The sequence below is a fragment of the Saccharopolyspora sp. 6V genome (assembly GCF_020176785.1).
Taxonomy (GTDB): domain Bacteria; phylum Actinomycetota; class Actinomycetes; order Mycobacteriales; family Pseudonocardiaceae; genus Saccharopolyspora_C; species Saccharopolyspora_C gregorii.
Genome location: NZ_JAIUKB010000196.1, coordinates 1 through 12,453, shown reverse-complemented (window position 1 = coordinate 12,453; position 12,453 = coordinate 1). Strand labels below are relative to the sequence as shown.

General features: G+C 72.8%; 12 protein-coding genes. 9 read left to right on the top strand and 3 right to left on the bottom strand.

Annotated elements, in window-relative coordinates:
• Positions 1–26: 26 nt before the first annotated feature.
• Positions 27–1,760: an ABC transporter ATP-binding protein gene (locus tag LCD35_RS28740; RefSeq protein WP_224963305.1), complete on the bottom strand. Its 1,734-nt coding sequence runs from the start codon at positions 1,758–1,760 to the stop codon at positions 27–29.
• Between the two features lie 246 nt (positions 1,761–2,006).
• Positions 2,007–3,581: a GMC oxidoreductase gene (locus tag LCD35_RS28735; protein WP_224968652.1), complete on the bottom strand. Its 1,575-nt coding sequence runs from the start codon at positions 3,579–3,581 to the stop codon at positions 2,007–2,009.
• A gap of 134 nt (positions 3,582–3,715) precedes the next feature.
• Between LCD35_RS28735 and LCD35_RS28730 the strand changes: the two genes are divergently transcribed.
• The gene (locus tag LCD35_RS28730) at positions 3,716–4,285 is read left to right on the top strand and encodes a TetR/AcrR family transcriptional regulator (RefSeq protein WP_224961191.1); all 570 of its coding nucleotides are present in this window, start codon (positions 3,716–3,718) and stop codon (positions 4,283–4,285) included.
• Between the two features lie 67 nt (positions 4,286–4,352).
• A complete protein-coding gene (locus LCD35_RS28725) occupies positions 4,353–5,324 on the top strand; it encodes a TIGR03557 family F420-dependent LLM class oxidoreductase (protein ID WP_224961193.1) in 972 nt (323 codons plus the stop codon).
• Between the two features lie 25 nt (positions 5,325–5,349).
• Here LCD35_RS28725 and LCD35_RS28720 read toward each other — a convergent pair whose 3' ends face one another.
• Complete coding sequence (locus LCD35_RS28720; RefSeq protein ID WP_224961195.1) at positions 5,350–6,189, bottom strand: phosphatase PAP2 family protein; 840 nt, start codon at positions 6,187–6,189, stop codon at positions 5,350–5,352.
• A 353-nt stretch (positions 6,190–6,542) separates the two neighbouring features.
• On the opposite strand from LCD35_RS28720, the gene LCD35_RS28715 reads away from it, so the two are divergent.
• From LCD35_RS28715 to LCD35_RS28685, 7 genes are all read left to right on the top strand, one after another.
• Positions 6,543–7,847, top strand: a complete 1,305-nt coding sequence (locus LCD35_RS28715; protein WP_224961197.1) for an ATP-binding protein — start codon at positions 6,543–6,545, stop codon at positions 7,845–7,847.
• Positions 7,844–8,269: a roadblock/LC7 domain-containing protein gene (locus LCD35_RS28710; RefSeq protein ID WP_224961199.1), complete on the top strand. Its 426-nt coding sequence runs from the start codon at positions 7,844–7,846 to the stop codon at positions 8,267–8,269. Before LCD35_RS28715 ends, LCD35_RS28710 begins: the two co-directional genes overlap by 4 nt.
• Complete coding sequence (locus tag LCD35_RS28705; RefSeq protein ID WP_224961201.1) at positions 8,266–8,634, top strand: DUF742 domain-containing protein; 369 nt, start codon at positions 8,266–8,268, stop codon at positions 8,632–8,634. The genes LCD35_RS28710 and LCD35_RS28705 overlap by 4 nt, the downstream gene beginning before the upstream one ends.
• A complete protein-coding gene (locus LCD35_RS28700; protein ID WP_224961203.1) occupies positions 8,603–9,235 on the top strand; it encodes an ATP/GTP-binding protein in 633 nt (210 codons plus the stop codon). The genes LCD35_RS28705 and LCD35_RS28700 overlap by 32 nt, the downstream gene beginning before the upstream one ends.
• Before the next feature lie 46 nt (positions 9,236–9,281).
• Positions 9,282–10,532, top strand: a complete 1,251-nt coding sequence (locus tag LCD35_RS28695) for a cytochrome P450 (RefSeq protein ID WP_224961205.1) — start codon at positions 9,282–9,284, stop codon at positions 10,530–10,532.
• Complete coding sequence (locus LCD35_RS28690; protein ID WP_224968642.1) at positions 10,508–11,731, top strand: cytochrome P450; 1,224 nt, start codon at positions 10,508–10,510, stop codon at positions 11,729–11,731. Before LCD35_RS28695 ends, LCD35_RS28690 begins: the two co-directional genes overlap by 25 nt.
• Before the next feature lie 123 nt (positions 11,732–11,854).
• Positions 11,855–12,331 carry a histidine phosphatase family protein gene (locus LCD35_RS28685; protein ID WP_224968640.1) on the top strand — a complete coding sequence of 159 codons (477 nt, stop codon included), beginning with the start codon at positions 11,855–11,857 and terminating at the stop codon, positions 12,329–12,331.
• The last annotated feature ends 122 nt before the right edge of the window (positions 12,332–12,453 follow it).

Below are 12,453 nucleotides of genomic sequence, written 5' to 3'. Positions count from 1 at the left end.
CCGCCCGGGGGCGCGGGTGGGGGCGCTCATGCCGCTTCCTGTTCGGTGAGCTGGGACAGGACGATCTCCCGGTAGGTCTCGTTGTCGCGCATCAGTTCCGGGTGGGTGCCGACGCCGACGAGTTCGCCCGCGTCGAGCACGAGGATGCGGTCGGCGTCGCGGATGGTGCTGACCCGCTGGGCGACGATGACGACGGTCGCGTCGGCGGTGTCGCGGCGCAGCGCGGCGCGGACTTCGGCGTCGGTGGCGTAGTCGAGCGCGGAGAACGAGTCGTCGAACAGGTAGATCTCGGGACGCCGCACCAGGGCCCGGGCGATCGCGAGCCGCTGCCGCTGGCCGCCGGAGACGTTGCCGCCGCCCTGGGACAGCTCGGCGTCGAGGCCGCCGGGCAGCTCGCGCACGAAGTCGGCGGCCGCGGCGACCTCCAGCGCGTGCCACAGCTCCTCGTCGGTGGCGTCCGGGTCGCCGTGGCGCAGGTTGCTCGCGATGGTGCCGGAGAACAGGTAGGGCCGTTGCGGCACGTAGGAAACGGTGCGGGTCAGCAGGTCCGGGTCGATCTCCCGCACGTCCACCCCGTCGATGCGGATGGCGCCGCCGGTGGCGTCGGACAGCCGCGGGATCAGGTTGATCAGCGTGCTCTTGCCGCTGCCGGTGCTGCCGATGATCGCGGTGGTCTCGCCCGGCCCTGCTTCGAAGGTGATGCCCTGCAGCACCGGCCGTTCCGCGCCCGGGTAGCGGAAGCCGACGTCGCGCAGCTCCAGCTCGCCGTGCCCGGTGAGCTCGCGGACGGGCCGCTCCGGCAGGCGCACGGTGGTCTCGGTGCCGAGGACTTCCTGGATGCGTTCGGCGCACACCTCGGCGCGCGGGATCATCATGAACATGAACGTCGCCATCATCACCGACATGAGGATCTGCATCAGGTAGGCCAGAAACGCCACCAGCGCCCCGACCTGCATGCTGCCGTCGTCGATGCGGCCGGCGCCGAACCAGGTGACCGCGACGCTGGAGACGTTCACCACGACCAGCACGGTCGGGAACATCAGCGCCATCAGGTTCCCGACGCGCAGGGCGCTGCCGGTGAGCTCGGCGTTCGCGGCGCCGAAGCGGCGCTGCTCGTGCACGTCCTTGCCGAACGCGCGGATCACCTGCAGGCCGTTGATCTGCTCGCGCAGCACGCGGTTGACGGTGTCGATGCGCTGCTGCATCTCGCGGAACACCGGGCGCAGCCGGGACACCAGCACGCCGATGAACGCGCCGAGCACCGGCACGATCACCAGCAGCAGCCCGGACAGCGCCACGTCCTGGTTGAGCGCCAGCAGGATCCCGCCCACGCACATGATCGGCGCGGTGATCATCATCGCGCAGGTCATCAGCACCAGCATCTGGATCTGCTGCACGTCGTTGGTGGTGCGGGTGATCAGCGACGGGGCGCCGAACCGGCCCACCTCGCGACCGGAGAAGGACTGCACGCGGTCGAACACGGAGGCCCGCAGGTCCCCGCCCAGCGACATCGCGATGCGCGCGGCGAACCCGACCGCGGCGATCGAGCAGACCAGTTGCAGCAGCGACACCGCGAGCATCACGGCGCCCACGCGGAGGATGTAGCCCTCGTCGCCGGTGAGCACCCCGCGGTCGATGATGTCGGCGTTCAGCGTCGGCAGGTAGAGGGTGGCGACCGTCTGGACCAGCTGGAGCAGCACCAGCAGGACGATCGACGACCGGTAGGGCCTCAGGTGGGCCCGCAGCAATCGGAGCAGCACGCGATCTCTCAACGGTTCGGGGAGGTCGCCGCGATCGGCGGCGGACCACCGACCAGCTTAAACCGCGACCACGACGGGACCGGGCACGCGGGCGGCCCTGATCGCTCCCGGTGGCGCTCGCACCACGCGCCGTACCGGTCGGCGCCGGATTCGCCCGCTCGGTGCGGAAATCGCGGCTTCCGCCGCCGCGCCGGACCCCGCCGCGGCGCCCGGGTCCGGCTCGTCCGGTGCCGCGGGCGGACCGCCTCAGATCACCGTGCCGACGTCGTGGGCGACGAGTTCGTCGGTGGCGCGTTCGGCGACGGCGGCGATGGTCATGGACGGGTTGCAGGCCGCGCTGGTGCCGGGCAGCAGCGCGCCGTCGAGCACGTACAACCCGCGCTTGCCGAGCACCCGCCCGGCCAGGTCGCAGACCGAGCCCATCGACGCGCCGCCCAGCGGGTGCCAGGTGTTCGGCACCAGCGAGGTGGTGTCCAGCCGCACCGCGCCGTCCCCGGCGATGCGGGCGACCCGCTCGTCGACGTGCCGGGCCAGCTCGGCGTCGCCGTCGTGCGGCCAGTGCAGCACCGCGTCGTCGCTGTGCGCGTCGTAGACGAACTCGCCGCGGCCCTCGCTGACCCCGTAGCCGACGAGCATCGTGGTGCGCAGGTCCGCGATCGGCGGGATCGACGCCTGGATGACCGTGTTGGCCCGCGCCGGGTCGTCCCACTCCAGGCTGCCGTAGACGACGGGACCGCCCTGGGGCGAGCCGAAGTCCTCGGCGAAGCTGGTCCAGGTGTAGATGCGGTCCCCGTTGGAACCCCAGCCGGAGCCGAGACCGTCGGGCAGGTCGCGGATCTGCCCCTTGGCGGCGGCCCGCATCAGCAGCTTGGTGGTGTTCGCGGTGCCCGCCGCCATCACCAGCGCCCCGGCCGTGATGAGCTTCTGCTCCAGCACGGTGCCGTCGGTGGCGATGCGGTCCACGTGCACCTGCCAGCGCCCGTCGGGGGCCTGCGCCACGTCGGTGACGTGGTGCTGGGGTGCGACGGTGACCCGTCCGGTGGCTTCGGCGGCGGCGAGGTAGGTGACGTCGACGGAGTGCTTGCCGCCGTTGTTCACGCCGAACGCGCAGTCCCCGTTGGTGTAGGACGGCTTGAGCTCGCCGGTCAGCTCGCGCAGCGCGTAGTCCCAGTCGATCGGCATCGGGATCTTCGACAGCGGGTACCCGGCGCGCTCGACGCCGCGGGCGAACGCGCGGGACGGCTCGTAGGTCGCGCTGGCGATCAGCTCGTCCGGCGCGGTCGCCAGGCGCAGCATCGACGCCACCCGCGGGTAGTGCTCCCGCGCCATCCGCCGGTAGTCGAGCTGCTCGGGCAGCGTCGCGTTGAACACGTCCTCGTCCGGTTGCAGCGTCATGCCCTGGTAGACCAGCGAGCCGCCGCCGACCCCCGCGGCGCACATGATGTCCATGCCGCGGCCGGGGACCTGCTCGATCAGCCCGGTGAAGCGGTCGAACGGGGCGAGCTCCAGGCCGAACAGCGACGGCGTGGATCCCAGCCAGGAGATGCGCGAATCCGGCCGCGTGATGCTCGGGAAGGTGTCCGCGTTCGGCCCGGTGGGCCAGCGGACGCCGCGTTCCAGCACCAGCACCGGCACCCCGGCCTGGGCGAGGCGCAGCGCGGTGACCCCGCCGCCGAACCCGGAGCCGATGACGACGACCCGGTGTTCCTCGCGGGTCAGCCGCACCCGGTTCGACGCGGCGGCGCTCGGCGCGCCGAGCGCGGTGAGGCCGGTGGCGACGGCGGCGCCTTTGAGGACGGAACGTCGGCTCAGTTCGGGCATGCGGGCTCCTGTGCAGTGGGGGACTCGGCGCGTCATCGCTGATCACGGGCGCGGGTGGCTCGGAAGCGTAGGGAACCGAACCGAGAGCGGAAACCGGTCGACGTTCTCACTACGCACGGGTAGCATCACGCGTCGTGCGCGAACGGCGAGCGTTGCTGACCCCGCAGCGCACCGACGCCCGCCGCAACCGCGAGATCATCCTGCGGGCGGCGGACGAGGCGTTCGCCGAAGGCTCCGAACCGGTGCAGATCGAGGAGATCGCGCGCCGCGCCGGGCTCGGCCGCGCCACCGTCTACCGCCACTTCTCCGATCGGCACGCGCTGGCCACCACCGTCGCGGCGAACCGCATCGACGCCCTCGCGCGCCTCGTCGACGGCGCCGAACGCGAGCACCGGCCGTTCCGCGAGCTGCTGCACGTCGTGCTGTCCGACCTGGTGGTGCGGCGGCCGCTGGTCAACCTCATCCGGCAGCTGCCCGAGCAGGAGCAGCAGCGCTTCGCCGACGCCCTGGTCACCGTGCTCACCCCTGCCTTCCACCGCGCGCAGGCCGCGGCCGAAGTGCGCACCGACCTCGACCCGGCCGACCTCGTGCTCGTGCTGGAGATGGTCGAAGGGGCGCTCGCCTCGAAGCTGCCGCGCGCCGACGACGCGGTGCGCAAGCTGATCGCCGTCACCCTCGACGGGCTCTGCCCGCGCCCCGGCTGAACCGCGTCCGCGCACCGCACGGGCCGCCGGGACGCGTTCAAGCGCGGCTGCTGCCAGCCTGGGCGGCATGGTTCGGATCGGATACACGTTGATGACCGAGCAGTCCGGCCCGCGCGCGCTGGTGCGCCACGCCCCGCTCGCCGAGGACGCCGGTTTCGACTTCGCGGTGATGAGCGACCACTACTCGCCCTGGCTGGACGCCCAAGCGCACTCGCCGTACGCGTGGAGCGTGCTCGGCGCGGTCACCCAGGTGACCGAGCGGCTGGAGCTGATGACCTACGTGACCGCGCCGATCCTGCGCTACCACCCGGCGATCGTGGCGCAGAAGGCCGCGACGATCGGGTTGCTCTCGCAGGACCGGTTCACGCTCGGACTCGGCGCCGGGGAGAACCTCAACGAGCACGTCGTGGGCCGCGGCTGGCCGTCGGTCGGCGTCCGGCACGAGATGCTCGTCGAGGCCGTCGAGATCATCCGCGCGCTCTCCGGCGGCGACCGGGTCGACTACGCGGGCGAGCACTTCCGCGTCGACGCCGGGAAGTTGTGGGACGTGCCTGCGCGGCCGGTGCCGATCGGCATCGCCGTGTCCGGGCCGGGATCCACCTCCCGGTTCGCGCCGCTGGCCGAGGCGATGATCGCGACCGATCCCAGCGAGGCGCTGTGCCGCGGCTGGGACTCCGCAGGTGGCGGCGACCGGAAGGTCGGCCAGCTGCCGGTGTCCTGGGGCACCGACCGGGACGCGGCGATCGAGCGGGCGCACGAGCAGTTCCGGTGGTTCGCCGGCGGCTGGCGGGTCAACGCGGACCTGCCCGGACCGGCCGGGTTCGCCGCGGCGACCGGGTTCGTGCGGCCCGAGGACGTGGCCGAGAACATCCCGTGCGGCCCGGACGTCGAGCCGATCGTGGACGCGGTCTCGTCGTTCCGGGACGCCGGGTTCACCGACGTCGCCCTCGTGCAGGTCGGCGGGGACGAGCACCAGGACGGGTTCTTCGAGTTCTCCCGGCGCGAACTGCTGCCCCGGCTCCGCAGCCTCGTGGGCTGAACGGCGCCGACCCGCCGGGGGCCGGTCAGCGGCGGACGGTGGGGAGCTGGACGGTGGCGTCGTCGACGGCGGGGAGCTGGACGGTGCGGTCGTCGTCCGCGACGGGCGCGGGACGTCCGGCGCGCGCCCGGTCCTCGCCGCGGACGCCGTCGAAGTCATCGAACTCGTCGAAGTGCTCGTGCTCGTCCCGGTCGTCGTAGTCCGCGAAGTCGTCCCAGCCGTCGTCCCCGGCACCAAGCACCAGTTCGCCCGCGGACGTCTCGCGGAGCCGCCCCACCAGCGGGGTGATCCGCTCCGCCAGCATCGGCAGCAGCGCCGCCACGGCCCCGCCCAGCAGCAGGCCCACCAGCACGTCGTGCGGGTAGTGCACGCCGACGAACACCCGGGACAGCCCGGTCAGCAGCCCGACGACGACCGCCGCCCAGCCCCAGCTGCGGCGCGCGCAGAACAGGCCGATCGCGGCGGCCGCGGCGATCGTGGAGTGGTTGCTGGGGAACGACCAGTCGCCCAGCTCCGGGCAGGCCGCGATGGACTGCGCGTGCGCGACCGCGCGGCACGGCCGGTCCTCCTGGATGAAGGACTTGACGACCTCGCTGACCAGGTAGGCGAGCGCGGTGCCCAGCGGCGGCAGCACGGCGCGGGCCATCACGTGGTCCTCGTCGTTGCGCGCCTGGACGAACAGCACGGCGAAGGCCGCGAGGAAGCCGATGATCGCGGCCTCGGTGAAGAACTCGGCGAACGCCTGCAGCCACTCGGGGCTCGCCGCGCCCGCGCCCGCGATGCCCCGGTACAGGTCGGAGCTCAGGCCGGGCACGTACGGGTTCGGCTCGGCGGCCAACGACGGCTGAACGGCAGGTGTCGACATTCCCAACATCATATGAAGATCCGCCGTGGGCCCGGTACCGGCTCCGGTGGAACCCGGACACCTGCACCGATGCCCCGAACGGCCCCGCGGGCGCTCGTTCGGCGGCGCACGACGGCGAAATCCGGCACGCGAGAGCAGACGGGGGCACTCCGCGCAAGACCTCGGTCACCCGCCCGGAGCAGTGCTCGATCACATTTCCGAAGTTGATCATGGCCGAACCGGCCAACTGTACTCAATGTGATCAACATTCGCTACGGTGGCCCGCGTGCGCCGTGGGGGGGGCGCACGCAGCACCACGAGCCGGCTGGCAAGGCCGAGGTACCCGCGGTGGCGCGGGATGGGTGAGGACGGCGATGCAACAAACGACAGGGTGGATACTCGGCGGCCTGGTGGTCCTGGTGGTGCTGCTGGGAGCCGCGGTGGCGTTGTTGAGCGCTCGGTTGCGCCAACAGCACAAGGAGATCGAGCAGCTCTCGGCGCTCGAACCGCTCCCGGCACCGGAACCCGCGCAGGCTCCACCTGCCGCGGCCGTGGAACCGCCCACCGCCCCCGCACTGGAACCGCTGCCCGTCCAACCGGACGAGCAGTTCCGCCGCGAGATCGTGCAGGGCGCGCAGGAAGCGCTCGGCGGCACGATGCGGCGCATCCTCGCGCTGACCAACAACGCGGCCGGGCGGCTGCACGACATGCAGCGCACGCACGGCTCGGACGTGCTGGAGGACCTGCTGCCGATCGACCACCTGCTGGCGCAGGCGCAGCGGCGCGCCCAGCTGGTGACCGTGCTGTGCGGATCCCCGCCCGGCCAGCAGCGCAGCCCGCAGCTGATGTCCCGGCTCGTCGGCGCCGCCCAGTCCCGCATCCACGACTACGAGCGGGTTCGGCTGTCCACCCGGGACACCACCACCGCGGTGCTGGGCCGCGTGGTGGAACCGCTCAGCGCCGCGCTGGCCGAACTGCTGGACAACGCGACCCGCTCCTCCCCGCCGACCGCGCCGGTGGACGTGCTGATCACCGCCGAGTACCACGGCGTCTCGCTGGAGATCCACGACGGCGGGGTCGGCATGCCGCCGGACTCGCTGAACCAGGCCAACGCGCTGCTGTCCCGCGGCGACTCGGAGATCGAGCTGACCGAGCTGGGCAACCCGCCGCGCACCGGGCTCGCCGGGTGCAGCGTGCTGGCCGCGAACTACGGGTTCACGGTGCGCCTCGACGCCGCCTCCAGCCGCGGCGGGCTGCGCGCGGTGCTGCTGGTGCCGCACCACCTGCTGACCACGCTGGAGCAGCAGCCGGTGCTCTCCGCCGGGCAGGACGAACCCGGGATCCGGCCGAGCGCCCCGGAACCGGCGGCGGTACCGGTCGCCGCCGAACCGGACGCGCCGCGGCACCGCCAGGCCGAACCGGCCACGACCACCGCCGCCGGACTGCCCAAGCGCCCCCGCCGCACCATGACCCGCTCCGGCGACCTGTCCGCGCCGGAGGGCGCCTCGGTGCAGCCCATCGCCGACGGGGCGCAGCGGCGCACCACCGACGCGGCCCAGGGCCTGCGCGGGCTCCAGCGCGCCACCCGCACCACCGACGACGACGCGGAGACCGCGCCCGACCACGACGGGGACGACCCGTTGGACACGTCCACTTCCAGAAGGGATGCACGAGCATGACCGAGACGGCCCCGACGGCGCCGAAACCCGACCGGAGCTGGGTGCTCGACGACCTCGTCGAGCACTCCGGCATCCGGGCGGCCATCGCGGTGTCCGGCGACGGGATGCTCCTGGTCAAGAACACCGGCCTCGACCAGGCCGACGCCGAGCGCTGGGCGGCGGTCAGCTCGCCGCTGCAAGCCTGCGCCCGGCACGGGATGGAACCGCTGGGCTACCCCACCGGCGGTTTCGAGCAGGTGCTGGTGCAGCACGCGCAGGGCTACCAGCTGCTGCAACCGTTCGGCGAGGAGTCCTACCTCGTGCTGGTGACCGACGCCGACACCGACCTCGGCGTGGTGTCGACCGAGATGCAGATGACCGCCAAGCGGCTCGGGCAGGAGATGGGCACGGCTGCGCGCACCGCCGCCAGGCGGAGTTCGTGACCCCCGGACCGCACCGCCGGGAATCGGAGCTGGTGCGCTCCTACGTGCTCACCCGGGGCCGGGCCCGGGCGGAGCAACCGGTGGAACCGGCCGCCCTGGTGCGGGCGGCCGCCACCGGCGGGGTGCCCGAGCTCGATCCGGACCGCCGCCGGATCGTGCAGGTCGCCCAGGGCGGTGCGCTCGCGGTCGCCGAGATCGCCGCGCACACCGAGCTGCCGCTGACGGTGGCGCTGGTGGTGGTGTCCGACCTGATCGACGAGGGCTACCTGACGCCCGCCTCGGCGAACCGCCCGGCGTCGGTGCCCAGCACGGATCTGCTGCAGGAGGTGCTCGATGGACTCCGCCGCCTGGATACCTCCGCCTGAGTCGGCCTACGTCGCGGAGACGGTACGGCGGTCGGCCAAGATCCTCGTGGTCGGCCCGGCCGGGGTCGGCAAGACCACGTTCGTCGACACCATGTCGGAGATCGTGCCGCTGCACACCGAGGAATCGCTGACCTCGGCCAGCGAGGCGGTCGACGACGTGCACCTCACCCCGGCGAAGACGACGACCACCGTGGCGCTGGACTTCGGCCGCCGCACCCTCAACGACCAGCTGGTGCTGTACCTGTTCGGCACGCCGGGCCAGCAGCGGTTCACCTACCTCTGGCGGACGCTGGCGAACGGCGCGCTGGGCGCGCTGGTGCTGGCGGACACCCGGCGGCTGGCGGACTCGTTCGACGTGATGGACCGGGTGGAGGAGCTCGGCGTGCCCTACGCGATCGCGGTGAACGCCTTCGACTCGGCACCGCTGCACTCGGTGGCGGACCTGCGCGAAGCGCTCGACCCGCAGCCGGACACGCCGGTCGCGGTGTGCGACGCGCGGGACGTCGGCTCCTGCACCCGGGTGCTGATCGACCTGGTCGAGCACGTGCTGCTGGCCTCGACCTCCGGCAGGCACGCCGCCGACCCGACGGTGCGCTCGTGACCGCACTCCCCCAGCCCCCGACGACCTCCCCGACGACGGAGCGACCATGACGGCCCTGCCCGGCCCCGACCTGCAAGACCGCATCCCGCTGCACGGCGACGAGTTCACCGCGCACCCGGACCAGGTGTACGCGCGGCTGCGCTCCCGCGGCCCGATCGTGCCGGTGACGCTGGCCCCGGACGTGCCCGCGATGCTGGTGGTGGACTACGAGACTGCGCTGCAGGTGCTGCGCAGCCCGCACGTGTTCGTCAAGGACTCCCGCCGCTGGCAGGACACCGCTCCGCCGGACACCCCGGTGCTGCCGATGATGTCGTGGCGGCCGAACACGCTGTTCGCCGACGGGGAGCGGCACGCGCGGCTGCGCCCGCCGGTGGAGAACAGCCTCACCGCGGTGAAACCGGCCCAGCTGCGGCGCTTCGTGCAGTCCAGCGCCATCCGGCTGATCGGCGGGTTCACCGGCCGCGGCCACGCCGACCTGCTCGGCGAGTACGCGGCGCAGCTGCCGATGCTGGTGCTGCAGCAGATGTTCGGCTGCCCCGCCGAGATCGCGCAGGCCATGGTCGCCGCGATCGCCGCGCTCTGGGACGGCACCGACCCGCAGCTGGCGAACCGGTACCTGGAGGAGAGCGTCAACGACCTCGTCCGGTACAAGCGCGCGAACCCCGGCGACGACGTGACGACCCGGATGATCGAGCACCCGCACGGTCTCGACGACGACGAGCTGCAGCACCAGCTGATCATCACGATGGGCGCGGGCGCGGAACCGCTGGGCAACTGGATCGCGAACGCGCTGTACCTGCTGCTGACCGAGCACCGGGTGGCCGACGCGGTGGCCACCGGCAGCGTCGCGCTGGACGAAGCGCTCGACGACGTGCTGTGGCGGTTCACCCCGCTGGCGAACTACGCGATCACCTACCCGCGGCACCCGGTGTACCTGGGGCGCGTGCTGCTGCCCGCCGACGAGCCGGTGGTGATCTCGATGGCCGCGATCAACACCGACCCGTCGCTGCACCCGTCGGGGCAGATCCCGGCGGGCAACCGGGCGCACCTCGCGTTCAGCGCGGGCGCGCACACCTGCCCCGCGAGCAGGCCCGCGCGCTTGATCGCGACCGTGGCGCTGGAGACCCTTTTGGACTACGTTCCCGAAGTCGAGCTGGATGATCAGCAACCGCTGCGGTGGCGCCCCGGCCCCTTCCACCGGGCGCTGACGGCCCTGCCGGTGCGCTTCCCAGCCGTGTCCTCGCTCGCCGACCCCACCACAGGAGGATCAGGATGCCCGCATCGCAGTGCCCGGTAGCCGCTCTCGACCCGGCCGGTGCCGACGTGCACGGGGAAGCCGACCGGCTGCGCGCGCACGGCTCGGCCGCGCTGGTGGCGCTGCCCGGGGACGTCCCGGCGTGGGTGATCACCGACCACGGCGAGCTGCGCGGGCTGCTGTCCGATCCACGGGTGTCGAAGGACCCGCGGCAGCACTGGCCCGCGTGGATCCGCGGCGAGATCCCGGCGGACTGGCCGCTGATCTCCTGGGTCGGCGTGGACAACATGTTCACCGCGTTCGGCTCGGAGCACACCCGGCTGCGCGGCCTCGTGTCGAAGGCGTTCACGCCGCGCCGGGTGCAGGCGCTGCGCCCCCGCATCGAGCAGATCACCGCCGAGCTGCTGGACGGGCTGGCCGCGGAGACCGGCGAGGTGGACCTGCGCACCGGCTTCACCTACCCGCTGCCGATCGCGGTCATCACCGACCTGTTCGGGGTGCCCGCCGAGATGCGCGGGACGCTGCGCCACATCGTCGACGAGGTGTTCCGCACCTCCGCCACCCCGGAGGAGACGGCGGCGACGGCGCAGGAGATGGGCCGCTTCCTCACCGACCTCATCGAGTCGAAGCGGCAGCACCCCGGCGACGACCTCACCAGCGGGCTGCTCGCGGCCCGCGACGAGGAGCAGAACCGGCTCAGCGAACGGGAACTCGCCGACACGCTGATCCTCATGATCGGCGCGGGGCACGAGACCACGGTGAACCTGCTCGGCCAGGCCGTGGTCGCGCTGACCACGCATCCCGAGCAGCGCGCCGCGTTGCGCGCAGGCGACATCGGCTGGGACGACGTGATCGAGGAGACGCTGCGCTGGCAGCCGGCGCTGGCGAACGTGCCGCTGCGGTTCGCCACCACCGACATCGAGCTCGCCGACGGCACCGTCATCGCCGAGGGCGACGCGATCCTGGCCTCCTACGCCGCGGCGAACCGGGACCCCGGCCACTACGACGCACCGGCGGTGTTCGACGCCCGGCGCGGGGCGCGGGACCACCTGGCGTTCGGCTTCGGCCCGCACTTCTGCCTCGGCGCGGCGCTGGCGCGGCTGGAGGCGCAGATCGCGCTGCCCGCCCTGTTCGACCGGTTCCCCGACCTCGCCCTCGCGGTGGGCTCCGACGCGCTGGAACCGTCCGAGTCGTTCATCTCCAACGGCCCGAAGGCGCTGCCGGTGCGGCTCGCGGGCTGAGCCCGGCCTGCGCGGTCCGTCCGCTTCCGGCGGGAAATGCGGCTCCGGGCACCGGTTTCGGCGGACGCCTCGGCAGCGCCCGTCCTACTACCCTGGACGCCACGACGATGAGGAACGGTGGCGATGACACGCACTCTGGTGGTGTGCAGGCACGCGAAGTCGGCGTGGCCGGACGACGTCGAGGACTTCGAACGCCCGCTCACGGAACGTGGCGAACGGGACGCGCCGGAGGCGGGGAGGTGGCTGGCCGAGCGGGTGCCCGACATCGGCTTCGCGCTCTGCTCCCCCGCCAAGCGGGCTCGGCGCACCTGGCAGCTGATCTCGGCCGTGACCGGCAAGGTCGAGACCCGGCACGACAAGCGCCTCTACGGCGCCACGGCCGGTGAGCTGATCGCGGTGCTCAACGACGTGCCCGAGGAGGCCGCGACCGCGGTGCTGGTCGGCCACAACCCCGGGCTGGAGGACCTGGTCGCGGTGCTGACCGGCGTGCCGCACCAGCTGGCGACGACGGAGCTGGCGGTGCTCACCGGCACCGGTTCCTGGTCCCAGGTCGAACCGGGCTGGGCCACCCTCCAGGACTCGGCGAAGCCTCGGGGGTGAGGCTCTCGGGTCGTTCTGCTCTCGGGTCGTTCTGCTCTCGGGGTGGGGTGGCGGAACCTCAGCGCCCTCCTCGCTGCGGGATCGTTTTCACCGGTGGCTCCGCCACAGGAGAAAACGCTGTC

Coding starts and splice junctions, on each gene's coding strand:
- LCD35_RS28735 (WP_224968652.1), bottom strand. CDS start 3,581: ATGCCCGAACTGAGCCGACGTTCCGTCCTCAAAGGCGCCGCCGTCGCC.
- LCD35_RS28725 (WP_224961193.1), top strand. CDS start 4,353: ATGGTTCGGATCGGATACACGTTGATGACCGAGCAGTCCGGCCCGCGC.
- LCD35_RS28685 (WP_224968640.1), top strand. CDS start 11,855: ATGACACGCACTCTGGTGGTGTGCAGGCACGCGAAGTCGGCGTGGCCG.
- LCD35_RS28715 (WP_224961197.1), top strand. CDS start 6,543: ATGCAACAAACGACAGGGTGGATACTCGGCGGCCTGGTGGTCCTGGTG.
- LCD35_RS28720 (WP_224961195.1), bottom strand. CDS start 6,189: ATGTCGACACCTGCCGTTCAGCCGTCGTTGGCCGCCGAGCCGAACCCG.
- LCD35_RS28695 (WP_224961205.1), top strand. CDS start 9,282: ATGACGGCCCTGCCCGGCCCCGACCTGCAAGACCGCATCCCGCTGCAC.
- LCD35_RS28690 (WP_224968642.1), top strand. CDS start 10,508: ATGCCCGCATCGCAGTGCCCGGTAGCCGCTCTCGACCCGGCCGGTGCC.
- LCD35_RS28700 (WP_224961203.1), top strand. CDS start 8,603: ATGGACTCCGCCGCCTGGATACCTCCGCCTGAGTCGGCCTACGTCGCG.
- LCD35_RS28710 (WP_224961199.1), top strand. CDS start 7,844: ATGACCGAGACGGCCCCGACGGCGCCGAAACCCGACCGGAGCTGGGTG.